Raw genomic sequence first — 25,321 nt, 5'->3', positions numbered from 1 at the left:
GCAACAATCGCGGCAATGGCAATAGCCACTACCAGTTTCTTTCGGCCCGCTCCAGGCTCTGGCGGCTCAACGGTTCCCGGTTCGGGGCGGGGTGAATCCGCTGCCGGCTGAGGTTGCGAGGCTGCAGGCCGCAAGCCCCTGTCAGGCCCTCCCCACGACTGGCTGTCCTGTGATGGGTCTCCCCAACCATCCTCGCTTGCTTTGTGCGAGTTCGTTGAGCTGTCGCGAGCGTCTCCCGCGCTTCCCCATTGATCATCAGACAATAGGAACCCCTTTCCGTCCATGCTGCTGACGACCAAGGCTGACCGACAGTGAATGCTTTTCTGCCATCGCGCATGCGCGCGGACACCATGCTTGAATGCTAGTTGAAAAATTGGGGACTATCTCAGGCTTGATCCAAAAGACATTCAAAACCCCCTCGAAAGAGTGGAATTCGATTGCTCTAAAAATCATGCCGCAGCCGGAAACCTGATCGAAAGCACGCGGGAACGGTCGCAGACCCCAGTACATTGAGGGCATGAACTACGAGGATTCCTCTCACTCAGCACGCTCTCCATACAAAACCATTACCCTGAATGAACGGCTTAAGCAGGTCAAAGATGATTTCTACCGGGGTCTTCGGGAGAACCCAGACAGGAAACGCGAAAGCTTCGAACTGGACATTGTGGAGGTCAAGCACTTTCCGAACTCGAAGATTGTCTTAACAGGTGTAGCGTTCTTGAAAGATCAACGGCGCGTTCTACTGAAGTGCGAAATCGATGAAAGTTCACCTGCCTATGATTGGTGGGTCGCAAAGAACTCCGGTGTCAGCAAAGCGTCCGGGGGAATTGATGCCCTGAAAAAAATTGCCGCGTGTCCGCGCTCGCGGCTACTTCGCTTGCTCTCCAAGATTGGAGCTCATTACCAAGATCACATGGATGCAGGTTTGCGACAGGAAAAACTCGATACTATCCATGAGGCAACAATGCTATTCACTGCTCAGTGAAAAATCCGTGGGAACGTTGTCCTCCTTCAATGAGGTTCCTTATCCCCTCAATAGTCAACCGTACGTATTGGCCGTGCAGAAGAGGTTCACGCAGATACACATCATCTCGGGAAAGAATTCAGAAACGCTCAACGATATCAAGGCAAAGCTTTCCCATTCCCGGCACTCACTAAATATCTCCTCCCATGTGGTTCCGATCCAATCGCCCGAAACGGCCCGGAAGACCCAGGCTTAATAACCCCGCTCATGCACGCCGAAACAGAACTTGCCGCCCTCAGGAAGCGCTTCACCCGATGGATGCTTGCTTTCCTTTGCGTTAGGCTTTTGGTCGGCATCATCGCGACGGTTTTCATCGGCAGCTTCGTATAAATACGCGAACGCCGCGCCACCTTTTCACAGATGGTCGCGGCGTTCGCGCTGTCTTCACGCGGGGATCAGCATTCATGCCCCGCTACGAAAGGCGTGCCTGCAACGTCCAGGCTGCCTACTTCAGTTCCTTGGAGGACAGGCCCAGCTCACGGCGAGCCACGATGAGCTGCTGGATCTGCTGGGTGCCCTCAAAGATGTCGAGGATCTTGGAGTCGCGGCCCCACTTCTCCAGCAGGTCGCGCTCGGAGTAGCCGTAGGCACCGGCCATCTCCACGGCGCGCAGCGTGAGGTCCGTTGCCATGCGGCCAGCCTTCGCCTTGCACTCGGAGGCTTCCTTGGAGTTCGGGATCTTGTTGTCTGCCATCCACCCTGCACGCAGGGTCATCAGGTAAGCAGCCTCCCAGTCAGACTCCAAGCGCACGTACTCGCTGGCAGCTGCGGACTGGTTCCACGCTGGGGCGTCGTAATCAATAACAACACCAGCATCGGTGAGGATCTCACGCAGCTTCTCCAGAGCAGCGCGGGCCACGCCCACTGCCATGGCCGCCACGAGCGGGCGGGTGTTGTCGAAGGTGGCCATCACGCCACCGAAGCCCTTCTTGGTGTCCACCTCCGGGGAACCCAGCAGGTTCTCCTTCGGAATGCGGACGTTGTCCAAGATGAAGTGGGCGGTGTCGGAGGAGCGAATGCCCAGCTTGTGCTCCAGGCGGACCAGCTCGAAGCCGGGGGTGTCGCGGGGCACAACGAAAGACTTGATGGCAGCGCGGCCCGCGGACTTGTCCACGGAAGCCCACACCACAACGTGGGTGCAGCGCTCACCGGCGGTCACGAAGATCTTCTCGCCGTTGAGCACGTACTCGTCGCCGTCCAGCTTTGCGGTGGCGGCCACGGCGGCGGAGTCCGAACCGAACTGCGGCTCGGTGATGGCCATGGCGGCCCAAACCTTGCCGAAACGCTCGAGCTGCTCGTCCGAAGCAACGGCGGCGATAGCGGAGTTACCGAGGCCCTGGTAAGGGATGGACAGCGCCAGGCCCACATCGCCCCAGCACATCTCCAGCACGTTGAGGATGGCGGCCATGTTGCCACCGTTCTTGACGCCTGCGCGCTCCGGCTTCTTCTTTTTGCCGTCGCGACCAGCGGTAGCACCGGCCATGCCCTGACCGGCATCGGCCATGCCCTCAACGAGAGAAGCCATGGTGTCCAGCTCGACCGGGCGGGTGTGCTCGGCGAGGTCGTACTTGCGGGAAATCGGGCGGAAGATCTCTGCGGCGGCCTGGTGAGCCTGGTTAGCCCCCGCCTTGAGGCGCTTGGGAAGTTCCAGATTAATCATGATGAGTGTCCTCGAGATTCGTGAATCGGATTGGCGGGTTGTTCTTACAGGACCACAACGCCTTCGGCGAGGCCGATGGCGCGCATGTCGCGGTACCAGCGCTCAACAGGGTGCTCCTTGGTGAAGCCGTGTCCACCGAGCAGCTGCACACCGTCGAGGCCCATGACCATGCCCTTATCGGATGCGTAGCGGCGAGCCAGGCCGGCCTCACGGTGGTAGGACAGGCCCTGGTCCAGGCGGGACACGCCGCGCAGCAGGATCAGACGCAGGCCGTCGAGCTCGATGCGCAGGTTGGCAACCATGAAGGCCACTGCCTGGCGGTGGGAAATCGGCTCGCCGAAGGCCTCGCGCTCGTTGACGTAGTTCTTGGTGTAGTCCAGGATGGCCTGGCCAGTGCCCGCAGCGAGGGCAGCCCAGCCGAGGCGGGAGCGGCGAATGATCTCCGCGTAGTTTTCCACGCGCTCATCGTCAGCGAGGTCCGCGCCGCCGAGCAGGTTGGCAGCGGGCACGCGCACGTCCTTGAGCAGCAGGCGGCCCATGGCAGCGCCGCGCAGACCCATGGAGGGATCAGCCTCCACAACGAGGCCCTCGGTATCGGACTCGACAATAGCGAAGGTGTTCTTGCCGTCCAGATCAACAGCGACGATGAACAGCTCGGCTGCACCGGCGTTGGGGACCAAGGTCTTCACACCGTTGATGACGATGTCATTGCCTTCGCGCACTGCGGTGGTCTGCAGCTCGAAGGGGTCGAACAGCGGGCGGGACTCGGAGACTACAACTGCTGCCGGGGGCACGGACTCACCTGCGAAAGCGGGCAGGTAGGTCTTCTGTTGGGCGTCGTCGCCGTAGTTGGTGATGACGTTGGCCACGGAGGCGGGAGCCAGAATGGCGACAGCCAGGCCCATATCGCCGTATGCCAGAACTTCGGCGATGAGGGCGTTGGTGGTGGCGCCGGAGGCGGTGGCGATGCCCTCGAACTCCTCGGGCAGGTTGATCAGGGCCACGCCCAGCTCAGCTGCGGTGTCCAGCAGGCCCTCGGCGGGCTCGGACTTCTCGTTGCACTCGGAGGCCACGGGGCGCAGGCGCTCCTCAGCGAACTCGCGCACGGCCTCGACGATCATCTCTTGATCCTCGGTGGGGTTCAGGTCGAACGGAGCCTTGCCCGGAGCCGGCGCGTCGGTGGGAACGGGCTGGTTGTTCTCATCCGTGGTCTGGTTTGCCAGGCGAACGGGCTTGCCGGAGCCCTTGATCTTCTTGAACTGGCGGTTGACGGCACCCAGGGTGCGCATGCCGGTCTTGGTGGACTCGTAGGCCACGCGGTCGACCTTCTTGGACAGACCGTACTTCTCGGCAAGCTCAGATCCGGTGAAACGGGTGATAACGCGCATCGCGGTGCCGATGGCATCCCGCTTGAAGCCGTTAAGCCCCGGGGTGGAGTTGTCACGCTTGCTTTGGTCGCTCATTGTGTGCGGCCACCTTTCACTGGTTGTCAGCGCAAATTGCGTATCTGCAGGAGCGGATAGTTATAGACGTAGCATAAACAAAATAATGGCGCGGATCACATTCCCAGCGAAAAAACTTATAACTAACACAGTTCTGTCAGCCCCGATTGGGGCGTTGACCCCACAGGTCACACGCGCGGGTGTCGTGCTGGTTGCCCCTGCAGCCCCTCTTCTAGCTAACCTGCTCCCCGGCTTAGCTAACCCGCTCCCCCGGTTCCGCCGCATCGTCCACACCAAGCAGGTGCGCGACCCCCTCATCGTTGACCGCCGCGAGCACCAAGCAATTGCTCATAAAATTGGCGATCTGCCGCGACCCCAGATTCACCGCGGCGATCACCTTCCTGCCCAGCAGTTCCTCTCGGCTGTAGTTGGTGATCTGCGCGCTTGTGCGCAGCTCACCGCACTCCCCCGCGTCCAGCGTCAGCTTCCACGCTGGCTTTCGTGCCTCGGGGAACTCCTCCACCTCCACGATCCGTGCCACCCGCATATCTACGGAGAGGAAGTTGGACAGGATATCGCTCACGCCTAGTTGTCCCGCTCCGGCTTGACCAGCGGGAACAGGATCGTCTCTCGGATGCCCAGCCCGGTCAGTGCCATGAGCAGTCGGTCGATGCCCATGCCCGTGCCGGCCGTCGGCGGCATGCCCTGTTCCATGGCGGTGAGGAAGTCCTCGTCCAGCACCATGGCTTCGTCGTCGCCACCGGCGGCCAGCCGTGCCTGATCCTCGAAGCGTTCGCGCTGGATCACCGGATCAACCAGCTCGGAGTAGCCCGTGGCCAGCTCGAAGCCGCGCACGTAGAGGTCCCACTTTTCGGTGACACCCGGCTGGCTGCGGTGCTGGCGGGTCAGCGGCGAGGTCTCCACGGGGAAGTTTCGCACGAAGATTGGGCCGGTGAGCTGGTCTTCGCACAGCACTTCCCAGATCTCCTCCACGAGCTTGCCGTGGCCCCAGCCGCCCTTTTCGGGAACGCTCAGGCCGATCACATCTGCGATCTGCTTCAGCTCTTCCACGGAAGAATCAATGGTGACCTCCGGCTGGCCGGGGAACTTCTTCTCCAGAGCTTCGTTGAGCGAGGGGTACATCTCGATGGACTCCCACTCACCGCCAAGATCGTATTCCGTGCCGTCGACAAGCGTTACGGTCGTGGAGCCGAACACCTCCTGGGCCACTTCCTGGATGACCTCGCGGGTGGTGCGTGCACAGGTGTTGTAGTCGCCGTAGGCCTGGTAGGTCTCCAGCATCGCGAACTCGGGGCTGTGGGAGGAGTCCACGCCCTCGTTGCGGAAGTTGCGGTTGACCTCGAAGACCTTGTCCAGGCCACCGACCACGGCGCGCTTGAGGTACAGCTCGGGGGCGATGCGCAGGTACAGGTCAATATCCAGCGCATTGGAGTGCGTCACGAACGGACGAGCCGCCGCGCCGCCGTGGAGGGTCTGCAGCATCGGGGTTTCCAGCTCCATGAATCCTCGGCGCTCTAGGGCATTGCGCAGGGCACGCATCACCTTGATGCGGGTCAGCGCGTTTTCCCGGGCCTGCTCGCGCATGATGAGGTCGGTGTGGCGCTGGCGCACGCGCGTATCTTCGCTCAGATCCTTGTGCGCTACCGGCAGCGGACGCAGGGACTTCGACGTGATGAACCAGTGCTTCGCCATCACGGACAGCTCGCCACGCTTGGAGCTAATCACACGGCCCTCGACAAACACCATGTCGCCCAGGTCAACGAGGTTCTTCCACTCGGTGAGCGCTTCCTCGCCCACCTCGGCGAGGCTGAGCATGACCTGCAGCGTGGTGCCGTCGCCATCCTGCAGGGTGGCGAAGGCCAGCTTGCCGGTGTTGCGGATGAACATCACGCGACCGGCAACGCCCACGACCTCGTCGGTTTCCTCGCCGGGGGCGAGCCATACCTTCTCGGTGTTGCTGTTGTTGTCGTCTTTATTATCGACGCCACCAGCCTCAGCCTCGTCGCCGTCCTTTTTCACACCCCAGGAGGCGCGAACCTCCGCCAGTGTGTGGGTGCGCGGCACTTCCACGGGGTAGGCATCCTTGCCGGAGTCCAGGATGCGCTGGCGCTTCTCGCGCCGGATGCGGAGTTGTTCTGGAACGTCGGAAGCTGGGGTTTTTGATGCGTCAGTCACGGCTCACAAGTGTAGCGCACCGAGCGGACATCCCCATGCCACGGATTGCTCCTATGGCTTACGCCTCCGGGTGGCGCGGGTTCAGCAGGCCCGAGCCTTCCGGTGCGTGCGCGGGGTCGGCACCCGCTTCGAGCTTCTTGTTGTTCTCGTCTACGAAGATCACCCGAGACTGATATGTTTTCAGGTCTTCTTCGTTGTACTGGGCGTACCCAATAATGATGACGAGATCGCCGGGGCTGATCAGCCGCGCGGCAGCGCCGTTGATGCCGATCACACCGGTCCCCCGCTCGCCGGCGATGGCGTAGGTGGTCAGGCGGTTGCCGTTGTCGATGTCAACGATGTCGATCTGCTCCCCCTCGAGCAGATCGGCAGCGTCCAAGAGATCGGCGTCGATGGTGCAGGAGCCGACGTAGTGCAGGTCGGCCTGGGTCACGGTGGCTCGGTGGATCTTGGATTTCAGCATGGTGCGCAACACGGAGCAACACCTTACCCGCCGCCGATCGCCCAGGCCATTTGGGGTTGTCTAGCGGTCCCGCCGGGCCCCATCGCTCGGCAGTGCCACCACGAACTCGGGTGCGGCGAACCCGTGCTCAGCGAATGCGTCGGCCACTGCCTGCGCCGTGGTCTCCACCCGGTCGGCGTCGATGAGTGCGATCGCCGATCCGCCGAATCCGCCGCCGGTCATGCGTGCGCCCAGCGCACCCTGAGCCATCGCCACGTCCACGGCCACGTCGAGCTGAGGCACGGTGACTTCGTAGTCGTCGCGCAGCGAGGCATGGCTGGCTTGCATGGACTCGCCGAAGGCCTCCATGTCGCCCGCCTCGAGCTGCTCGATGGCCTTCGCGGTGCGGTCGATCTCGCTGACGACGTGCCGCACCCGCTTGGCCACGGTCGCGGGCCATTCCTCGGGATCTACGCCCTCTGGCACGTTGTTGGCGGCCCAGCGTTGGGACTGCGCTTCCGCGTCCTCGGCGTGTCGCAGGCTGCTCACGCCGAGGTCCTCGGTCACCCCATCGATGACCGCCCGGCGCGAGGCGTACTGCCCGTCCGCCAAGCTGTGCGGCGCGTTCGTGTTCATGATGAGCACGGCCAAGCCACGCTCGGCAATCGCGAACGGAACCTGCTTCGTGGAATCTTCCGCGAAGTCGATGGCCAGCGCGTGGCCTTCCTGACCGAACAGGGAAATCCGCTGGTCCAAGCCACCGGTGGAGGCTCCCACGACCTCATTTTCGGCCCTGATCGCCGCATTCATCAGTGCCGTTCGGTTGGCTTCTTCCAACTCGACGCCACCAGTTTCCGCAGCCGCCACGCCCGCCGAACACTCCAGAGCGGCGGAGCTGGAAAGCCCAGCGCCCACCGGCACGTCAGAGACGATGGCCAGATCGAGCCCCTGCGCGGGCAGCACACCGGCTTCGATCGCCGCCCAGATGGTGCCGACCACGTAGCCGGACCAATCTGAGGGGTTGCCGGGGCCGACCTCGTCGAGGCCTACGGTGGTGCGGGAGACCTCCCCGTCGAACAGGGAGGCCACACGGTAGTCGTTGGTGCCGTTGGCGCGCGCGGCCACGTAGGTGCGCTGCGACAGGGCGAACGGCACGCTGATGCCGCCGGCGTAGTCCACGTGCTCGCCGATGAGGTTCACGCGGCCCGGCGCGGACCACACACCCTCTGGCTGCGCGCTAGTACCGCCGGACTCGCCACCAGACTCGCCACCGAACTCGCTGGCGAACAACTCGGTGACCTCCCGCACGGCATCCTCGGCGGAGCGGGTGGTGAGCCACTGAACATTAGCGTTAGGCAGAGATTTAGACATTGCCGACCTCCCGGAACCGAGCGGCGATGCGCTCCGGGGTGGTGTCCGAGATCCACGCTTCCTGGCCGGACTCGCTGCCCGCCAGGAACTTCATCCGTCCCGGCGAACGCATCATGGAAAACAGCTGCAGGTACAGCCGGCCGTTTTCTCGATCCTCCCCCACGGGAGCCTGATTCCACGACGCGATGTACGGGGTGCGCTCCACCCCATCGAAGAACTTGTCCATGCGCTGCAGCAGATCCAGGTACATGCGGGTGAGCTCGTCCTTCTCCACATCGGAGAGATCCGCGAAGTCCGGTGCCGGGCGGTTGGCCATGAGCATGACCTCCACCGGCCACTTGGCAGCCGCCGGAACGAACGCCGTGAAGTACTCGCCCTCGCTAATAACCCGAGTGCCCTCGGCTTTCTCGGCCTGGAGGATGGCGTCGAACAAATCGGCGCCATGGGCGCTGCGGAACGCAGCGGCGCGGGAGGCAACCTCGGCGGTGCGCGGCGGGAGGAAGGGGTAGGCGTAGATCTGACCGTGCGGGTGCTGCAGGGTCACGCCGATCTCCTCGCCGCGGTTTTCAAACGGGTACACGCAGCGGATGCCGGGCAGGGCGGAAAGCTCGCGGGTGCGATGTGCCCACGCCTCCACGACCGTGCGGGCGCGGGAGAAGGGCAGATCGCGGAACGTCGAGTGGACGTCCGGGGTGAAGCAGACAACCTCGCAGCGACCCACGGCGGGCTGGCGCGGGAAGAGATCCTGGCCGTCCACGGTGGTGGCGAAGTCGTCCGGCACCTCCATGTGCATGGATAGCGACGGGAAACGATTTTCGAAGACGACCACGTTGTAATCGTCGGCGGGGATCTCCGTGGGGAGCTCGCCCGGGCGGGTGGGCGCCAACGGGTTCTCGTTCGCCGGGGGCATGAACGTGCGGTTCATGCGGTGGGCCGCGTACACGTACCACTGCCCGGTCAGCGGATCCTGGCGCATCTCCGATTCGGTGTCTGCGCGGGGCAGGTCGCGGCCATCGTGCAGCTCGCGCTGCTGGTCGCCGGAAACGAACTGCGGATCGTCATCGAAATACAGCAGTTCCCGGCCGTCCGCGAGGGTTGTCCTCGTGACACGGATGGGGTGTTCGTGCGTGTTCACGTGGCTGCTATCCACTTGGTTTCACCTTCTGCACTGAGGTTGTGTGCACAGTGGTTGTGCACGTTGCGTGTGTACTTATGTTCAACTGTTGCTCAACTGTTCAACGGTATGCCGAATCTGGGCGGCATACCGTTGAGACGCAGGTGGGAATCCGTGCGGGAAAGAACTCGCGGACGCGGGTTCACATGCGGCCGAGGGCCGGCGCGGGGTGCGCGCTAGTCCTCAACCATGCCCGCGGACTCACCCGGGGCGGTCTCCACGATCTTGATCGGGTCAACCTTCGTCCATATAAAGAATACGGCGGCGCCGATCACGAGGGCGAGGCCAGCCCAGAGGTTGTAGACGGCGTCCTTCGACTCGCCGGTGGTGACATCCATGCCGGGGTCGAGAAGGAAATAGCTGATGAGCAGCACAATGCCATAGATGCCAAGCAGGCCTCCGATGACGTTGCGGATATCGAAAGCGCCAGCCTTGTGGACACGGCCACGCTTGTTCTCGGTACCCACGGCGCTGTCGGTCTTCGCAGCTGCGCTGGTAGCGCCTGCGGTGTTGTTGTCACTCATTATGAGTCACTCCTTGCAATATGTGCGGTGCTTGCTGAATGTAGCGAATGCCTACTGAATGCGTACTGGATACGTACTCAGCCGGAAGCACTAGGCGAACACGATGTTGAGAATGAGGACCAAGACCAAGCACAGCATGCCCAGCGGCACGGTGCGGCGGTACCACGGCAGGTCGTTCTCGGCAGCGTCCGTGAGGTTTTCCTTGGGCGTGACGGAGCGGACGAAGCCCACGAGCTCCTCGTCAGGCTTCGGCTTGGTGGCCATGGACACGATGATGGAGATGATGATGTCCACCACGAATGCCAGGGAAGCTGCGACGAACGCGGTGCCCTGACCCGGCAAGTTGAAAAAGCCGATGTCCGTGTTGCCGAAGGTGGCCACAGCCCAGTAGGCAATAGCGGAACCCGTACCGGCGACGAGGCCCACCCAACCTGCGGTGGGGGTCATGCGCTTCCAGAACATACCGAGGATGAACGTTGCGAACAGCGGGGCGTTGAAGAAGCCGAACAGCGTCTGCAGGTAGTCCATCACGTTGCCGAAGTTGGATGCCAGCAGTGCGGTGAACACAGCGATGACGGTGGCGCCCACGGTGGCGATGCGGCCGATCTTCAGGTAGTACTCGTCGTCGCGATCCTTGACGACGTAGGCCTGCCAGATGTCGTAGGAGAACACGGTGTTGAACGCGGAGATGTTCGCAGCCATGCCGGCCATGAAGGCAGCCAGCAGGCCGGCCAGGGCCACGCCCAGCAGACCGTTGGGCAGCAGGTCGCGCATGAGGTAGAGCATTGCGTCGTTCGGCTCTGCGTTGCCGTCGATGAGCGGGGTGACGGTTGCGCCGGCGATCATGCCGGGGATCACCACGATGAACGGAACGAACATCTTCGGGAAGGCGCCGATGATCGGGGTCTTGCGAGCCGAGGACAGAGAATCCGAAGCCATGGCGCGCTGCACCTCGACGAAGTTGGTGGTCCAGTAACCGAAGGACAGCACGAAGCCCAGGCCGAAGACCAGGCCGATGGCGGAGACCACCGGGTTGTCGAAGCCGGAGATTTCGGTACCCGGCCAGGTGTGGAAGTGCGCGGGGTCGGCGACCTTCTCCTTGAGGCCTCCCCAGCCACCGACCTGGTGCAGGCCGATGAGGGTCAGCGGCAGCAGCGCGGCCACGATGATGAAGAACTGCAGGACCTCGTTGTAGATCGCGGCAGACAGGCCACCAAGGGTGATGTAGGACAGCACGATCACGGCGGCGACGATGAGGGTGATCCACAGCGGCCAGCCGAGCAGGGAGTTCACAACCTTGGCAAGCAGCAGCAGGTTAATACCGGCGATAAGCAGCTGGGCGATAGCAAAGGAAATGCCGTTGACCAGGTGTGCACCGTTGCCGAAACGGCGGCGCATGAACTCAGGAACAGAGCGGACCTTCGAACCGTAGTAGAACGGCATCATCACGATGCCCAAGAAGACCATGGCAGGGATCGCGCCGATCCAGAAGTAGTGCATGGTCTCGAAGCCGTATTGCACGCCGTTGGCGGACATGCCGACGATTTCCACCGCACCGAGGTTGGCAGAAATAAAGGCCAATCCTGTCACCCATGCGGGCAAGGATCGGCCAGAAAGGAAGAAGTCGATAGAGCTGGACACCTTGGACTTTGCAGCCCAGCCGATACCTAGTACGAACGCGAAGTAGACCGCAACGATGGCGTAATCCACCCACGACGCGTCCAACCGTAGTCCTTCAGCTGTCATAGCTGGGAACCTCCCGGATCAGTCGGTCCCTCGCCGTCACGTGGGCGCAGACCGCCACCCGGTCGATGCATCCGACGATGGATCCGATAGGGCCGAGCTCTGAACCGATTCACGGAAAGGGAGAATGGTTTCTCACCCCGCACTCTTGTGCTTCCCAATGCCAGTGGCCTTGTGGACCGGCGGCGATGTGTCAGGTATGTCACACGAATAGGGGCTGTGTTGTCCCCTACATCCTAAACGCTGCCTGCCCGCTTTCCAGCATCTTCCAATATTGGGACACGTCAACTTCCGCAAACCTCGCCCACCCACCGGCCGCGCCCCAATCCCCCAGCTCAGAACGCAGACCCCTACACTGAACCAATCAAAGGCGTTTCTGCTGGTAGGGGTGAACTTATGGAGATCTGTGAGATTTCTCTCCCGGTTTTACCCCTTCATGGTTACTGCGACTCCGAAGCTGAACGTTTCCTGATCGCCGCCTTCCAGCCGAATAAGATGCCGCCCCGATCGCAGGGCGTCAGGCGGGCACGTCATGGGTTCCACCGCCAGCGCGCGCCCAACGTCGGGGTACCCTTCGCGACGGGCCGGGTCGGCCGTGAACACCTGGTACCAGTCGAACATCTCGTCCGCCCAGAGCCGCACGCCGTCGCCTTCGGAATTGATAAGCTCCACCTCGGACCCGCCTTCGGGCACGCCGCCGAAGCAATGGTCCAGCCAGATCCCCGCCATGTGCTGGCCCCGCTCCAGGTTGGGCAGCACCCGGTCAGCCGGGAACTCCGGTCCCGCCGGCAGGTTGCGCACCGAGTCGAGCGGCAGGTTGGTGTGCGCGGGCAGGTGCAGCGTGCATTCGTCAAGCGGGGCACCCAGCGCCGATAGGTAGGGGTGCCAGCCCAACCCGAACGGGCACGACACCTCCTCCTCATTGCGCACCGTCACCGTTCCCGTCAACCCCTTGCTCGGATCGAGCTCCCAGGTGACCGTCATGCGCAGCCGCCACGGCCACCCTTCTTTCATTCCCGACGCCACCTCGAGCGTGACCGCGCTGTCGCTACGGTCGGTCACGTCCCAGACCATGGAACCAACGAATCCGTGGATGGCCGTGGCCCGTCCGGGCTCTGTGATCTGCAACCGGTGGATCTGGCCGTCATGGGCGAACACTCCGTCGGCTGTGCGGTTGGGCCACGGCGCCAGGATGATGCCGGCGGATAGCGGCGGGTACTGACCGTGCGGGTAGCCCGGGGTGAGGGGCTGGCCGGCGTAGTCCAAGGTGTGCAGCCCTCCGCCGAACGCGGAGATGGATGCGCGGTAGTCACCGGCCGCCAAGTCGATGAAGGGATGGTTATGCGTGCGGGGTGTGGAGGTTGGACTAGTCATAGCTTTATCCTGGCACGATACAGAATTCACTGGGAAGCGTGCCGATGAAACTGTGTGTATCCTAATAGGCATGACTACGACGAATTTTAATCCCCGTTCCCTGGCCCAGACGCTTGGCAAGAAGGGCTTTACCTACCTGCTGTGGCGCGGTATCTTCGCCGTCCTCGTCGGCATCATGTTCCTTGTGTGGCCATTCGATTCGGCCACCGTATTCGGCATCCTCGTGGGTGCCTGGATGATCGTCGATGGCCTGGCCACCTGCGGCATGGCCTTTGATCAGAGGAAGGCTGGCATCCCGTGGGGCTGGAAGCTCGCCGAGGGCATCATCAGCGTGATCGCCGGTCTGCTGATCGTCATCTTCCCGGCATCCTTCGCTGTCGTGAGCTCCTTCTTCATCCTGGGCTTCCTGGCCTTCGGCCTGATCTTCCAGGGCATCGTCCAGATGACCACCCCCAAGCCACTGCGCAGTGGCTGGCTGATCGTCAACGGCATTATCAACGTGATCTTTGGTCTGATCCTGGGCTTCCTGGCCATCCTCAACCCGGTCGGCAGCGTATTCAGCCTGGCCTGGATGGCTGGCCTGACCATCATCGTCATCGGCGCCTACATGATCTGGTTCGCCTTCAAAGTCCGCAAGCTCAGTGTCTAAAAGCCCTTCCGACAAGCCTTCCAAGCCTTCCCGTTCTACCGGTCTTCCCGGCGAGGTACGGGCTGCTCTTGCCACAGCCAAGCAGGCGGACAAGGACTACGTGGCGTTCCCCACCCCGTGGACTGCACCCACGCCGTACCCCTGGCGGGAGGATTGGAACGCTGCGTTGGCACAGCGCGATGGCACACGGCTTCAGGGGATCTTCACATATCCCTCGCTGACCGCCAGTGACCGGGCCTTCATGCTGATTATCGTGCACGAGCGCCTAGCGAAGGACTCTAGGTGCGCCGAATGGCTCGCCAAAGAGTTTTCCCACGATGATCCTTTTGCACTTATGCTTCGCGCGGAACTCCACTTCCACCAGGCCACAGCTGCCCGTGGCGCCGGCACCGGCGATACTGTGCACAGCGATGCCGCCACCACCTGGGTGGGGAACTGCCACCTCGCCCACGAGCTAGCCGATAAGGCCTACGAGCTCTCTGGCGATCCGGCGGCGCTCGCCATTCAGCAGTCCTTCGCTTTGGGTATGCACACTCCCGATAGCGACGACCTGCCCATCATGGAAATTTTCGAGCGCTGGAGCAGTGTGGATCCCTGGAACATCGCCGGGTGGCATCAACTGGTTCTGTCCTCCGACGAGCGGTGGTCCGGGGATCCCGAGCTGCAGCTCAACCTTGCCGGACACATCGCGCACGACGCACCTGAAGGCCACTTGGTACTCGGCAAGGTTCCGGAGTACATCGACGAGCGTTTCCGGTACGTCTATCTTTTCAACACCGACCGCTCCAACGACGTGGACCCGGTGCGCCGGGATTTTTATGAGCAGGACTTCATCCGGGACATCGTCAAGACCGCCTGGGATCGGCTCGTCTCCCCCGGTCCGATCAATAACCCAGATCACGCCCCGAATCCGGAGGTCGAAACACCACTGGGCCGTGCGGCATTTAGCAACTTTGTTTTCTGCCTGTCCATGTGTGGCTTCCACCAAGAAGCCTTCGAGGCCCTCTGGCGCTCCAGGGGGTACTACCGGCCTGGTACGCCCTGGGTGCTCGGCAGGAAAGTGAAGCGATCGGTCGCAGCAGTATCCGCATGGCGGTCCTACGTAATCTACAACGCCATCGTTGGGCCGGGGTTCCGTGCCATGCCACAGCTGCAGGACTAAATCTTCATCACGCCTGCTCGGCGTCCAGCCCCTTAAAGCCCGTGCCCAGTGGCACACCCACGTTGTCGATGAGGCGCGTGCTGCCCACGCGGGCGGCAACGAACAGGCGGGCGTCGCCGTCTTCCGGGGCGGGGCCCAAATCGGCGGCCCGTAGCTCTAGGTAGTCCACGGAGATCTGGGGGGTGGCGTCGAGAATAGAACGAGCCTGATCCAGCACCGCATCGGCTCCCTTATCCGCCACAAAGGCACCGGCCGTGAGGGCTGCGGAGAGGGTCAGGGCCAGCTCGCGCTCGCCGTCGGACAGATACCGGTTACGCGAAGACTTCGCCAGACCATCGGCCTCGCGGACGATCGGCACCCCGTGGACCTGAATATCCATGTTCAGGTCGGTGACCATCTGCTGAATGAGGATCAACTGCTGATAATCCTTCTCGCCGAAGAAAGCGTGCGAGCAGTGCGAAATCGTGAACAGCTTGTTAACCACCGTGAGCACACCGGCGAAGTGCGTGGGCCGATGCTCGCCCTCCAGGATCGTGCCCACCGCACCCGGCTGCACCGTGGTGCGCGGGCCGTTGGGATACATGTCACGGGGGGTGGGGGCGAATACTGCGTCCACGCCCGCGGCGCGCAGCTTCGCCACGTCCTCATCGAGGGTGCGCGGGTAGGCATCCAGATCCTCGCCCTCGGCGAACTGCAGCGGGTTGACGAAAATGCTCACCACCACCAGCGCGCCCGGGATGGACTGCGCGGCCTTGACCAGCGACAGGTGCCCCTCGTGGAGCGCGCCCATCGTGGGAACCAAGGCGACCGGGCGGCCGACCTTGCGGATGGCTCGGGTGAGTTGGGACAGCGATTCTACGTCCGTGTAGACAGTGGCTTCCCCCGGCTGAAACTGTGAAGTGCTCATGATCCTCTAGCGTAGTCCCATGGTTTTATCGGCCAGCACCCGCTCCACTTCAATGGCATGGCGCATCTGAGCGGTGCGTTCCGCCATGGTGGTGTAGGCGGCGGTGAAGGATGCCGAGCCGGCGCTGCCATCGCTGAGTTCCTCGAGCGCAGCGATGTGGCGCAACACCGCAGGCGCGTCATCACGGGCGACCGGGCCGGTGAGCTGGTCCATCCGGCTTTCCAGCGCGTTGTCCACGGCGGCCAGCGCGAGCCGGCGCAGCAGCATCGCACTATTCGGGTTGTGTGGCACCTGCCCACCTGGGGCGTGGGCACCTGTGGCGCCTGATCCGTCCAGCACATAGTCCATGATCCGCAGCGCATCGTTGATGAGCGTGACCGTGTGATTGCCCGCGTGCGCCATCGCCGCGTGATAGGCGGGGCGCTTGTCCTCTGCAATGGCAATTGGCACGCCGGCCACGGTGGTGACCAGCAGCTCTGCCACGGCGAGTCCCTGGTCCGAATCGGCGGTAATCCCCCACGCGCAGCCGGTCAGTCGCTCGGTATCCACCGGAGAACCCGTGAACGCCATGGCCGGGTGCAGTGCCAGCGGCAGCGCCCCGGTATCTGTGATCGGCTGCAGGATGTCACACCCAAACGCACCCGAGGTGTGCGCCACCATCTGCCCGTCTTGGGTGTGCTGGGCAACCTCCTCGATCACCGTGGGCAGCTGCGGATCCGGTACTGCGAGGATGACCAACGCGGCCTGCGCTACCTGTTCCAGCGGGAGTTGGGGGATGGTGGGAATTCTTTTCGACGCCGCCACGGCCGAGCGTTCCGAATGCACATTGACGCCGTGCACGTGGTGTCCAGCCCGGGAGAAGGCCTCCGCAAGGGCGGTGCCCACTGCTCCGGCGGAGATGATGCCGACGGTTAGGCGCGGCTCGTGGGACTCGTGCGGTCCGTGCGGCTCGGGAGACGGCCGGTCGGAGGGCGTAGCACCCGAGGGCGTACTGGGAGTTGGCACAGTAGTTAGTTCTTGGCTTTAGTTCTTGAAGCGCTTCATCAGCTCGGCCACGGTCAGGCCTTCGGAGGCTTCATCGGCGCGGCGGCGGCCACGGCGCGGGGCGGAGTCGTTGGAGGGCGCCTGGGTGCCCTGCTGCTCCTGATACGGGCTCTGAGCGGCGGCCCGGCGGTGGTGGCCGTGCTGCTGCTCGTGCTGACCGTGCTCACGGTGCTCCCGGTGCTGGGTGCGCTGGTTGTTCTGCTCATGCTCGCGCTGCTGGCGGCCCTCGTGCTGGCCGTGCTGGCCATGCTGGCTGTGCTGGCCGCGCTGCTCGTGCTCGCGGTGCTGCGGAGCGTCCGTGGCAGCGGTGTGGTGATCAGCGGTGTGGTGCTCGTAAGACTGCGCGCCGGTGGCGGAGCCGCCGAAGTTCGGCGTCGGTTCAGCGCTGCTCGGCTGGTCGGTGTCATCCAGCGCCGTGGTGTCCACGATGAGCGGCAGCTGGGAGGTCTCCTGCGCATCCTGCCCGGTCCAGTTCACCGCCGCGAACGATCCGGTGGAGAACTTCGGTCCCTTGCGGCGCTGCGACGGAACAGCAGAGGATCCGGTCGATGCCGAACCGGCTGAACCTGCCGAGCCAGCCTGGCCGGTCTCGCCGGACTGGTAGGGCTGCGCACCACGCGACGCGCCACCGAACACGGCCTCACGCTGGCGCTGCAGCTCGTCCTCGCTGGGGCCCTGCTGGGCGGCGCGGTTCGCGGAGTTCTCAATCTCGCGGATCCGCTCCGCGCGCGCACGCACTGCCCGCTGATCCTCCTCGCCCAAGTCGCGGCCGGAGAGCTCGGCAAGCTGACGGCGCATCTGAGCCAGCTCGGCCCGCAGTTGCTCGAGCTGCTCGTCGCGAATGTTCTGCACCCGCTTGGTGTAGTCAGTCTCCATCGCAGCCTGGCGCTGGGCGAACTGGGACTTCTCCCGCTCCAGCTCGGCGTTGTGCACACCCTCGATCTGCTGGGCACGTTCCCGCTCGGCCTTCAGCGCGCTGGAGTAGCGAGTGGCCAACACAGCTCCGATAAACGCCGCCCACAGCGCCGCGATGACGGAGATCTTCAGCCACACCTCGGAGTCCAGGAACAGCATCAACACGCTGGCCACAACGGCCAAAACGATCAGTCCGAACATCAGCAGCTTGGACATAGAGCCATCGTTGCCATCGTTTTTTGTGGTGCGTGGTGACTGCGGTTGGAAACTCATGCGTATAACCCTACCGAACGTCGGTAGAAAATCGGCGAAGAACTCCCCGTTCAGTCTTTCGCCATTGCGTTTCTTAGTTGAGTTATCAGACCCATCCCTAAGCCCTACCCCTGAGCCCCGCCCCCTAAGCCGCACCCCCTATGCCGCAGCCCCTATGCCGCAGCCCCCGAGCGCAGAGGCGGCTCCGGCGCATCGGGCGGCGGCGCGATGCAACTGCGCTCCAACCACACGCCCGCGATCGTGGCCGCCACACACGATAGCGCCCCAGACACCACGCCCGGAATGTCCTCGCTGGCGGCCACCAAAGTGCTGGCCTTCGGCACCACGTAGAACCCCACGCCCACGTACAATCCGCCAATCACGGCCCCCACCCAGGCCACCGCTTGGCCCAGCGCCAGCCATTGCGCCACCGTCACGGGATTCAACTGTGAGCGATCCATGCCCACTTCCCCGTTAGCGATGCGCCGCCGGATCACCCACCCGGCGATGCCGCACACCACGGCCATGACCCACATCAACGTGGAGGCCAGCACATTAATCGCGGGGAAATCCCCGTAGAACCCCAGAGCCGTGACAAACGCGATCAGTGCAGCAGCAACGAACACCCCAACCAGGGCGAAGATGTTGATGCGCTTGATGTCTTTCACCCTGGCTATCTTACAACCCCACTGCCCCCTATCGGTGCCCGGCTGGCGGATCCTCCACGGCAACGATGCCGCGAACCTCAGCCTCGTCAACATCCGCCACACACTCGGCGATGGTGCGTTCCCCCAGCACACACCACGGCTCGGCGGCCGCATCGAGGTCCAGCCACGGCACCAAAACGAACGCCCGCTCCGCCGCGTACGGGTGAGGCACTACTAGTTCGAACCCCCACTGCCCGTGGGAGATAATCGGGCTCAGGGTGGCGTCGAAACAACTAAGAACATCCACATCAACAGTCCGCGGGCCCCAGCGCACCTCCCTCACACGGTTGCCCACCGCCTCCGCAAACTGGCAATGATGCAGCAACGCGAGGGGATCGAGAGTGGTGCGCACGTGGATCACAGCATTGCGGAACTCGGATTGTTCCACCCCACCCCACGGCGGCGTGGCGAAGATGCGGGAACGCTGGACGATCCGGATGGCCGGGTGCATCTCGAGCAACTTGCAGGCGCGCTCGATTTGAGCTTCTGGCGATCCGACGTCGCCAGGCAGGTTACTGCCCAGGCCAATGAACGCGGTGATCTCGGGGCGCTGCGTCGGGTCTGCAGGCAACTGTTCTGTGTTCATCAACGATTCGAGCGCCGGGCGACCACGCGCACATCGGCGAAGGGGTAGTCGATGGGAGCCTGCGGCTTGTGCACGGTGACCTCCACGGCATACACGCCGGCGAGGGTCTTGATTCGATCAGCGATGACCGAGGCCACGGTCTCGATGAGGTCATACCCCGGGCCCTGGATGACGTCCACGGCAATGTCCGCGAGCTCCACGTAGTTGATGGTGTCGCCGAGGGAATCGGAGCCGGCCGCGTCCGCGAAGTCGGTCCACACGACCATGTCCACCACGAACTTCTGGCCCGTGTCCTTCTCCTGCCGGTACACGCCGTGGTGCCCGAAGGCCTCCACGCCCAGCAATTCGATGCGATCAGCCACGCCTGGCTCTCCAATCTTCTGCGACATCTGGGCCCTTGCCGGTGGACGCGGCGTAGGCCACATCCACGGCTGCCCGTGTGGGTGCCACATTATGCACTCGCACCGCCCACACGCCAACCGACGCCGCCAGGGCCGACACCGCAGCCGTGGCGTCGTCGGCGGTATCCGGGGCGCCCGGCTGGCCATCGGGCCCGGGGCGCAAAGCCGTGAGGAAGCGCTTCCTGCTCGCTCCCACGAGCACCGGGAAGCCAAGGTCGTTGATGCGGTCAAGGCCGCCGAGGATCTTCCAGTTCTCCTCCGGCTTCTTAGCGAATCCGATGCCCGGGTCCAGGATGATATTGCGTTCCGCCACGCCTGCGGCGACGGCGGCATCGACGCGGCGAGTGAGCCAGTCGCAGACGTGGGCGACGATGTCCTCACCGTGATCGTGGTAGCCCTCCGCCCCGGCGAAGCCCTCCTTGGTGCCCTTGTTCCAGTGCATGAGGATGACGGGGAGGTCGGCCTCGGCGCAAACCCGGAGCATGTCCGGATCGGCGAGGCCACCGGAGACGTCATTGATGTAATCCACGCCGGCCTCCACAGCTGCGGCGGCGGTGGCGGCGCGCATGGTATCCACGCTGGTAGAGATGCCTTGGGAGGCTAGTTCGGTGATGACGGGGACCACGCGATTGCGCTCGACGGTCGGATCCACGCGGGTGGCTCCGGGGCGGGTGGATTCCCCGCCGATGTCGATGAGGTCCGCCCCATCGCGGACCATGGCCAGCGCGTTGCGCACGGCGATGTCCGTGGTGGGGTTCGCGCCGCCATCGGAGAAGGAATCCTCGGTGACGTTGAGAATTCCCATGACCTGGGTGCGGGTGGGAGTGGTAGTCACGGCGCGCCTAGTGGCCGCGGATGAGCGCCATGGCCTCCGCCCGGGAGGTGGCACTGGTCTGAAACAGACCGCGGACGGCAGAGGTGACGGTGGTGGCGCCGGGCTTGCGGATGCCGCGCATGGCCATGCACAGGTGCTCGGCCTCCAATACAGCAACCACCGCGGTGGGGTCGAGGCGCTCCACGAGGGCGTTGGCGATCTGGCTGGTGAGGCGCTCCTGGACCTGCGGGCGCTTCGCCAGGCCATCGACGAGGCGAGCCAGCTTGGACAGGCCCGTGACCTTACCTTCCTCGCCGGGGATGTAGCCCACGTGGGCCTTGCCGAAGAAGGGCACGAGGTGGTGCTCGCACGTCGAGTAGAACGTGATGTCGCGGACGAGGACGAGTTCCTGGTGGTCCTCGTTGAAGGTCTTTTCCAGCACGGCGGTGGGGTCGGTGTGCAGGCCGGCGCAGGCTTCCTTGTAAGCACGGGCGACGCGGGCGGGTGTTTCCACCAACCCTTCGCGGTCGGGGTCCTCCCCGATCGCGAAGAGAAGCTCGCGGATGGCGGCTTCAGCGCGGGGCTGGTCGAACTCGGGGTAACTCATCGTGGGGTGCAGATCCTCGTCTACTTCGTCTACTCAGCTGTGATTACTTATCGTTGTCGTTCTCGTCCAAGGGGTAACGGTCATACGGGGTTAGGCCGTCGCGCTTGGCGTGGCGGCCACCATCCTGATCGTCGCCTCGAGTCGAATCGTTGCCGCGGCTGTGGCTGTCACTGCGGTTATCGCTGCGGTTGGCGCTGTGGTTGTGGCCAGCATGCTCATCGCGGTTGCGCTCCCACGGGAACTCCTGCTTCGGGAACGCTCCGCGGCGCGGGCGCTGCGGTGCGGACTCTGCGGGCTCTGCAGGCTGTGCGTGCGGCGCGGGCTGTGCGGGTGGCACCTGCGCGTCCTCACGCCGATCACCGTGCTGTTCACCGCGCTGGCCCTCACGCTGGTTCTCCGGCGGCTGCACCGGAGTGATCTTCCGGGTCGGCGCATCGTCGCTCGTCCACGGGTGATCCGGGCGCTCGCTTTCCGGCAAGCGGAAACCGCGCTCCTCCACCGGCTGGGGACGCTCGGCGGGGTGCTCGGGATCAGCGGGCTGATCCTCGGGGCGGCGCAGCGGCTTGTTCTCCAGCGCGCGCTCGTCTTCCTGGCGTGCCTCCTGCAGCTGCTTTTCCTGCTCTGCCTTGCGGCGCTCCATGCGGGCACGGCGGGCAGCGGAGAAGAAGTCGTTCTTCTTCGGCGGCTCCTCACCACGCTCCTTCGCCAACTCCACGGGGGTCTTCACCGGCTCGCGGTAATCCATGGGGCGGTCCACATCCTGCATGGGGAAGATGTCGTTGACTTCACGGGACTCCATGCCATCGAAAATGGCCTCCAGGTCCGGTCGGCGCAGCGTCTCCTTCTCCAGCAGCTTGGCGGCGAGGGTATCCAGGTAGTCCCGGTTGTCACGCAGCACCTCGTAGGCGATCTTCTGTGCCTTGTCCAAGAGCATGCGCACCTGCTCATCGATCTGCGCTGCGACTTCCTGCGACGGCTCTGACTGGCCCTGGCCACCCCGGCCGGCGAAGGGATCACCCTGCTCCTGGCCGTACTTCACGGCGCCGATGACGGGGCTCATGCCGTACTCCATGACCATGCCGCGGGCAACGTTGGACGCCATCTCGATATCGGCAGAGGCTCCCGTGGTGGGGTTACCGAACACCAGCTCCTCAGCAGCACGGCCTCCCATGGCGAACACTAGGCGGGCGAACAGCTCGGAGCGGTTGTACATGCCCTTGTCGTCTTCCGGCGCGGTCATCGCGTGACCGCCGGTGCGACCGCGGGCGAGGATGGTGACCTTGTACACCCGGTCGATGTCCTTCATCGCCCAGGCGGCCAGAGTGTGGCCACCCTCGTGGTAAGCCGTGACCTTCTTCTCGTGCTCGGAAATGATCTTCGAGCTGCGGCGCGGGCCACCCACCACGCGGTCGGTTGCCTCTTCCAGCGCGTCGGCGGTGATGACGTTGCCGTCCACGCGGGCGGTCAGCAACGCAGCTTCGTTCAGCACGTTCTCCAGATCCGCACCACTCATGCCCGCGGTGCGCTTGGCCAGGGACTTCAAATCCACGTCCTTGGCGATCGGCTTGCCCTTGGCGTGCACGCGCAGGATCTGCTCGCGGCCTGCCAGATCCGGGTTGGTCACCGGGATCTGTCGGTCGAAACGGCCCGGGCGCAGCAGCGCCGGGTCCAGGATGTCCGGGCGGTTGGTGGCAGCCATGAGGATCACGCCCTCGCGGTCGCCGAAGCCATCCATCTCCACGAGCAACTGGTTCAGCGTCTGCTCGCGCTCATCGTGTCCGCCGCCCATGCCGGCGCCGCGCTGGCGACCCACCGCGTCGATCTCGTCCACGAAGATGATGCACGGAGAGTTTTCCTTGGCCTGCTTGAACAGGTCACGCACGCGGGAGGCACCCACACCCACGAACATCTCCACGAAGTCGGAACCGCTGATGCTGTAGAACGGCACACCGGCCTCACCGGCCACGGCGCGGGCCAGCAGGGTCTTACCGGTACCGGGCGGGCCGTAGAGCAGCACGCCGCGCGGGATCTTCGCACCCAGGGCCTCGTAGCGGCTGGGGTCGGAGAGGAAGTCACGGATTTCGTCGAGCTCCTCCACGGCCTCGTCCGCACCGGCCACATCATCGAAGGTGGTATCCGGGTTGTCCTTGTTGAGCTGCTTGGCGGTGGACTTGCCGAAGCCGAAGGCTCCCATTCCCCCACCGCCTTGCATGCGGCTGAACAGGAACATGAGCAAGCCGAAGATCAGCAGCATCGGCAAGATCATCATCAGCAGCCCGCCGAGGAAGGAATCCTGTGTGACCTTCGTGTTGTACTTCTGGGCGTCGGAGCCCGCAACGGCGTCGAACACCTGAGGCGACACCCGAGCCGGGTACTTGGTCACGACCTGCTCAATCCCGTCCTTACCATCGACGGAGATGGGGTCCTTGAGCTTGAGCAGCAGTTCCTGTTCGCGATCGTTGATCTGCGCCTCGGAGACGTTCTTCTTGTTGAGCTGCTCCATGGCCACGGACGTGTCCACGTTGTCGTAGCCACGGGTGCCGTCGGTGAGCACGCCGAATGTGTAGATCACAATGAGCACCGCGGCCACGATGCCGGCGATCCTCAGAACCTTTTTCTTGTCCATGTTTCCTAGGTGTGGGTAGCTAAATGGTGTGGCTTATTCGTATACTGCGGGCCGCAGCGTGCCAACGTAGGGCAGGTCGCGATAACGTTCGGCAAAGTCCAGGCCGTAGCCGACCACAAACTCGTTGGGGATATCGAAGCCGATATCTTCCAGCTCGATCTTCACCTTCACGGCCTCCGGCTTGCGCAGCAGGGTGACCACCGACAGGCTCTTCGGATGACGGTTGCGCAGGTTCTTGATCAGCCACGATAGGGTCAGGCCGGAGTCGATGATGTCCTCGACGATCACCACATTCCTGCCCTCAATATCGCGATCCAGATCCTTCAGAATACGCACCACGCCTGATGAACTCGTGGAGTTTCCATAGGAACTCACTGCCATGAACTCCAGCTGGGAGGGGATATCCAGGGCGCGGGCGAAGTCGGTGATGAAGAACACCGCCCCCTTGAGTACGCACACGAGGATGAGGTCATCTTCCTCGTCGCGGAATCGCTCGGATGTCGCCGCGGCCATTTCCCGGATGCGGGCGTGCAGGGTTTCCTCGTCAATGAGCACGCTCTCGAGGTCGTCGCCGTACGGGTTCGCGGGGACATCGAAGTTCTTATCGCTGTGCATTCAGTGATCCCGTTCCTCTTCCCGCAGTTGGTTGGATAGCTTGGCTCGATTGTCTTTCGCCACTGCAGCCACTGCGGCTAGCTGTAGTTGTCCGTCTTTTCTGCGCACCACCAACCGGTGAGTATGGCGCTTCTCGTTCATTGTAGGGCACTGCTGGCCCCAGGGAATCGCCACACCTCCCTGACCTTTCCAGCGCTCCACCAGCGCATCGATGCCGAGCAGGTGCGTGCTGGTGAGTTCCCCGGCGATGTCCGCCAGCCAACGTTGGTAGATGCGCCGCCGGATCGCCGCCGGGTGTTGGCTAAGTTTCGCGCAGTTCAGGGCGGTTTTTTCGCCTAGTGCTGGGGCTTCTTTGTTGTTCGACGCCACCTCCGTGAGCCCTGTCAACGCAGTGGTTGCGACGGTATCAAGCGCGTCCGCATCGTCGCGGAGAAGTCGGGTTGTCCGGGCCATGTTGTCCGTGATGTGTTCGCCGAGGGCGTTGCGCATCTGGGGGATCAGGTCGGTGCGGATGCGGCTGCGGGTGAATCGGGGGTCAGCGTTGTGGGGGTCGTCCCACCACTCGAGCCCGGCGCGGCGGCAGTGATCCTGGGTGTCGGTGCGGCTGCACCGTAGCAGTGGCCTGCCGAGCCACGCGGCCCCGGCGTCGACGGCGGGATGATCCGTGGTGACGCTCGGCATCCCGGCGAGGGAATCCAAGCCGGAGCCGCGGGTCAGCCCAAGGAGGAGCCCCTCGGCGGCGTCGCTGGCGGTGTGTGCGACGAGCAGTGGGCGGCCGGCGGCGGCGTGGCCGAGGGCGAGGTAGCGGGCGTGGCGGGCGGGTCCCTCCCCGTCCCCGGCGACGGTGACGGTGCGGATCTCTGCGGTGGCGCCGAGTGCGCGGGCGCGGTCGGCGGCGGTGCGGGCGACGGAGGCGGAGTCTGCTTGGAGCTGGTGATCCACCACGATGGCGTGCACGTGGCAGCCGTGGTGCAGGGCGGTGTGGACGAGTGCGAGGGAGTCGGCCCCGCCGGAGAGTCCGATGGCGACGTCAGCGGGCAGCGTATGCGTGGCGGCGAAGCGGGCGAACTCGGAGTGCAGGCTCAT

24 protein-coding genes are annotated in these 25,321 nt (G+C 63.9%); 3 read left to right on the top strand and 21 right to left on the bottom strand.

The features are described from left to right. Positions 1-517: 517 nt before the first annotated feature. Positions 518-985, top strand: a complete 468-nt coding sequence (locus LA343_RS03770; protein WP_025402031.1) for a hypothetical protein — start codon at positions 518-520, stop codon at positions 983-985. A 484-nt stretch (positions 986-1,469) separates the two neighbouring features. Here the strand turns inward: LA343_RS03770 and LA343_RS03765 are convergent, their stop codons facing one another. From LA343_RS03765 to LA343_RS03720, 10 genes are all read right to left on the bottom strand, one after another. Continuing rightward, on the bottom strand, positions 1,470-2,684 hold the full coding sequence (locus tag LA343_RS03765) for an acyl-CoA dehydrogenase family protein (protein WP_025402030.1): 1,215 nt from the start codon (positions 2,682-2,684) through the stop codon (positions 1,470-1,472). Between the two features lie 44 nt (positions 2,685-2,728). After that, positions 2,729-4,147 (bottom strand): acyl-CoA dehydrogenase family protein, encoded by a 1,419-nt coding sequence (locus tag LA343_RS03760; RefSeq protein WP_025402029.1) that lies wholly within the window; start codon positions 4,145-4,147, stop codon positions 2,729-2,731. Between the two features lie 232 nt (positions 4,148-4,379). Continuing rightward, positions 4,380-4,709: a tRNA-binding protein gene (locus tag LA343_RS03755; protein WP_025402028.1), complete on the bottom strand. Its 330-nt coding sequence runs from the start codon at positions 4,707-4,709 to the stop codon at positions 4,380-4,382. Between the two features lie 2 nt (positions 4,710-4,711). Next, the gene (lysS, locus tag LA343_RS03750; protein WP_025402027.1) at positions 4,712-6,322 is read right to left on the bottom strand and encodes a lysine--tRNA ligase; all 1,611 of its coding nucleotides are present in this window, start codon (positions 6,320-6,322) and stop codon (positions 4,712-4,714) included. A 58-nt stretch (positions 6,323-6,380) separates the two neighbouring features. Then, the gene (panD, locus tag LA343_RS03745; RefSeq protein ID WP_025402026.1) at positions 6,381-6,797 is read right to left on the bottom strand and encodes an aspartate 1-decarboxylase; all 417 of its coding nucleotides are present in this window, start codon (positions 6,795-6,797) and stop codon (positions 6,381-6,383) included. A gap of 48 nt (positions 6,798-6,845) precedes the next feature. Beyond that, positions 6,846-8,135: a galactokinase gene (gene galK / locus LA343_RS03740; RefSeq protein WP_025402025.1), complete on the bottom strand. Its 1,290-nt coding sequence runs from the start codon at positions 8,133-8,135 to the stop codon at positions 6,846-6,848. Then, positions 8,128-9,249, bottom strand: a complete 1,122-nt coding sequence (gene galT, locus LA343_RS03735; RefSeq protein ID WP_025402024.1) for a galactose-1-phosphate uridylyltransferase — start codon at positions 9,247-9,249, stop codon at positions 8,128-8,130. Before galT ends, galK begins: the two co-directional genes overlap by 8 nt. Before the next feature lie 236 nt (positions 9,250-9,485). Next, positions 9,486-9,833 (bottom strand): hypothetical protein, encoded by a 348-nt coding sequence (locus tag LA343_RS03730; protein WP_310648512.1) that lies wholly within the window; start codon positions 9,831-9,833, stop codon positions 9,486-9,488. Between the two features lie 90 nt (positions 9,834-9,923). Further along, entirely contained in the window at positions 9,924-11,579 is a 1,656-nt protein-coding gene (locus LA343_RS03725) for a sodium:solute symporter family protein (RefSeq protein ID WP_025402022.1), read from the bottom strand. 423 nt (positions 11,580-12,002) lie between these two features. Then, complete coding sequence (locus LA343_RS03720; protein ID WP_025402021.1) at positions 12,003-12,950, bottom strand: aldose 1-epimerase family protein; 948 nt, start codon at positions 12,948-12,950, stop codon at positions 12,003-12,005. A 70-nt stretch (positions 12,951-13,020) separates the two neighbouring features. On the opposite strand from LA343_RS03720, the gene LA343_RS03715 reads away from it, so the two are divergent. Next, complete coding sequence (locus tag LA343_RS03715; RefSeq protein WP_025402020.1) at positions 13,021-13,599, top strand: HdeD family acid-resistance protein; 579 nt, start codon at positions 13,021-13,023, stop codon at positions 13,597-13,599. Then, the gene (locus LA343_RS03710) at positions 13,592-14,761 is read left to right on the top strand and encodes a hypothetical protein (protein ID WP_144084472.1); all 1,170 of its coding nucleotides are present in this window, start codon (positions 13,592-13,594) and stop codon (positions 14,759-14,761) included. The genes LA343_RS03715 and LA343_RS03710 overlap by 8 nt, the downstream gene beginning before the upstream one ends. A 7-nt stretch (positions 14,762-14,768) precedes the next feature. On the opposite strand, the gene panC is transcribed toward LA343_RS03710, so the two are convergent. From panC to tilS, 11 genes are all read right to left on the bottom strand, one after another. Further along, positions 14,769-15,668, bottom strand: coding sequence for a pantoate--beta-alanine ligase (gene panC / locus LA343_RS03705; protein ID WP_025402018.1), 900 nt, complete (start codon positions 15,666-15,668; stop codon positions 14,769-14,771). Positions 15,669-15,674: 6 nt separating this feature from the next. Then, positions 15,675-16,673 (bottom strand): Rossmann-like and DUF2520 domain-containing protein, encoded by a 999-nt coding sequence (locus tag LA343_RS03700; protein ID WP_081737259.1) that lies wholly within the window; start codon positions 16,671-16,673, stop codon positions 15,675-15,677. 18 nt (positions 16,674-16,691) lie between these two features. After that, positions 16,692-17,900 (bottom strand): DUF6779 domain-containing protein, encoded by a 1,209-nt coding sequence (locus LA343_RS03695; RefSeq protein ID WP_052337507.1) that lies wholly within the window; start codon positions 17,898-17,900, stop codon positions 16,692-16,694. Between the two features lie 152 nt (positions 17,901-18,052). Then, positions 18,053-18,547 (bottom strand): DUF3180 domain-containing protein, encoded by a 495-nt coding sequence (locus LA343_RS03690; RefSeq protein ID WP_039910853.1) that lies wholly within the window; start codon positions 18,545-18,547, stop codon positions 18,053-18,055. A 28-nt stretch (positions 18,548-18,575) separates the two neighbouring features. Next, positions 18,576-19,172, bottom strand: a complete 597-nt coding sequence (gene folK, locus LA343_RS03685) for a 2-amino-4-hydroxy-6-hydroxymethyldihydropteridine diphosphokinase (protein WP_052337506.1) — start codon at positions 19,170-19,172, stop codon at positions 18,576-18,578. Continuing rightward, positions 19,172-19,534 carry a dihydroneopterin aldolase gene (folB, locus tag LA343_RS03680; RefSeq protein WP_025402013.1) on the bottom strand — a complete coding sequence of 121 codons (363 nt, stop codon included), beginning with the start codon at positions 19,532-19,534 and terminating at the stop codon, positions 19,172-19,174. The genes folK and folB overlap by 1 nt, the downstream gene beginning before the upstream one ends. Further along, on the bottom strand, positions 19,527-20,378 hold the full coding sequence (gene folP / locus LA343_RS03675; RefSeq protein WP_039911111.1) for a dihydropteroate synthase: 852 nt from the start codon (positions 20,376-20,378) through the stop codon (positions 19,527-19,529). The genes folB and folP overlap by 8 nt, the downstream gene beginning before the upstream one ends. 37 nt (positions 20,379-20,415) lie before the next feature. Then, positions 20,416-20,994: a GTP cyclohydrolase I FolE gene (folE, locus tag LA343_RS03670; protein WP_025402011.1), complete on the bottom strand. Its 579-nt coding sequence runs from the start codon at positions 20,992-20,994 to the stop codon at positions 20,416-20,418. A gap of 43 nt (positions 20,995-21,037) precedes the next feature. Continuing rightward, positions 21,038-23,620, bottom strand: coding sequence for an ATP-dependent zinc metalloprotease FtsH (gene ftsH, locus LA343_RS03665; RefSeq protein ID WP_025402010.1), 2,583 nt, complete (start codon positions 23,618-23,620; stop codon positions 21,038-21,040). A 33-nt stretch (positions 23,621-23,653) separates the two neighbouring features. Further along, positions 23,654-24,235, bottom strand: coding sequence for a hypoxanthine phosphoribosyltransferase (hpt, locus tag LA343_RS03660; protein ID WP_025402009.1), 582 nt, complete (start codon positions 24,233-24,235; stop codon positions 23,654-23,656). Then, positions 24,236-25,321 (bottom strand): tRNA lysidine(34) synthetase TilS, encoded by a 1,086-nt coding sequence (tilS, locus tag LA343_RS03655; RefSeq protein ID WP_025402008.1) that lies wholly within the window; start codon positions 25,319-25,321, stop codon positions 24,236-24,238.

The organism is Corynebacterium falsenii (genome assembly GCF_020099275.1).
Taxonomy (GTDB): Bacteria; Actinomycetota; Actinomycetes; order Mycobacteriales; family Mycobacteriaceae; genus Corynebacterium; species Corynebacterium falsenii.
This window is presented reverse-complemented; position numbering and strand designations above follow the sequence as displayed.

What these genes read in the sequence shown, in the direction of transcription:
- LA343_RS03770 (WP_025402031.1), top strand. Translation starts at nt 518, where the DNA reads ATGAACTACGAGGATTCCTCTCACTCAGCACGCTCTCCATACAAAACC.
- LA343_RS03765 (WP_025402030.1), bottom strand. Translation starts at nt 2,684, where the DNA reads ATGATTAATCTGGAACTTCCCAAGCGCCTCAAGGCGGGGGCTAACCAG.
- LA343_RS03760 (WP_025402029.1), bottom strand. Translation starts at nt 4,147, where the DNA reads ATGAGCGACCAAAGCAAGCGTGACAACTCCACCCCGGGGCTTAACGGC.
- galK (WP_025402025.1), bottom strand. Translation starts at nt 8,135, where the DNA reads ATGTCTAAATCTCTGCCTAACGCTAATGTTCAGTGGCTCACCACCCGC.
- LA343_RS03730 (WP_310648512.1), bottom strand. Translation starts at nt 9,833, where the DNA reads ATGAGTGACAACAACACCGCAGGCGCTACCAGCGCAGCTGCGAAGACC.
- LA343_RS03725 (WP_025402022.1), bottom strand. Translation starts at nt 11,579, where the DNA reads ATGACAGCTGAAGGACTACGGTTGGACGCGTCGTGGGTGGATTACGCC.
- LA343_RS03720 (WP_025402021.1), bottom strand. Translation starts at nt 12,950, where the DNA reads ATGACTAGTCCAACCTCCACACCCCGCACGCATAACCATCCCTTCATC.
- LA343_RS03715 (WP_025402020.1), top strand. Translation starts at nt 13,021, where the DNA reads ATGACTACGACGAATTTTAATCCCCGTTCCCTGGCCCAGACGCTTGGC.
- panC (WP_025402018.1), bottom strand. Translation starts at nt 15,668, where the DNA reads ATGAGCACTTCACAGTTTCAGCCGGGGGAAGCCACTGTCTACACGGAC.
- LA343_RS03695 (WP_052337507.1), bottom strand. Translation starts at nt 17,900, where the DNA reads ATGAGTTTCCAACCGCAGTCACCACGCACCACAAAAAACGATGGCAAC.
- folK (WP_052337506.1), bottom strand. Translation starts at nt 19,172, where the DNA reads ATGAACACAGAACAGTTGCCTGCAGACCCGACGCAGCGCCCCGAGATC.
- folP (WP_039911111.1), bottom strand. Translation starts at nt 20,378, where the DNA reads ATGGGAATTCTCAACGTCACCGAGGATTCCTTCTCCGATGGCGGCGCG.
- folE (WP_025402011.1), bottom strand. Translation starts at nt 20,994, where the DNA reads ATGAGTTACCCCGAGTTCGACCAGCCCCGCGCTGAAGCCGCCATCCGC.
- ftsH (WP_025402010.1), bottom strand. Translation starts at nt 23,620, where the DNA reads ATGGACAAGAAAAAGGTTCTGAGGATCGCCGGCATCGTGGCCGCGGTG.
- hpt (WP_025402009.1), bottom strand. Translation starts at nt 24,235, where the DNA reads ATGCACAGCGATAAGAACTTCGATGTCCCCGCGAACCCGTACGGCGAC.
- tilS (WP_025402008.1), bottom strand. Translation starts at nt 25,321, where the DNA reads ATGAGCCTGCACTCCGAGTTCGCCCGCTTCGCCGCCACGCATACGCTG.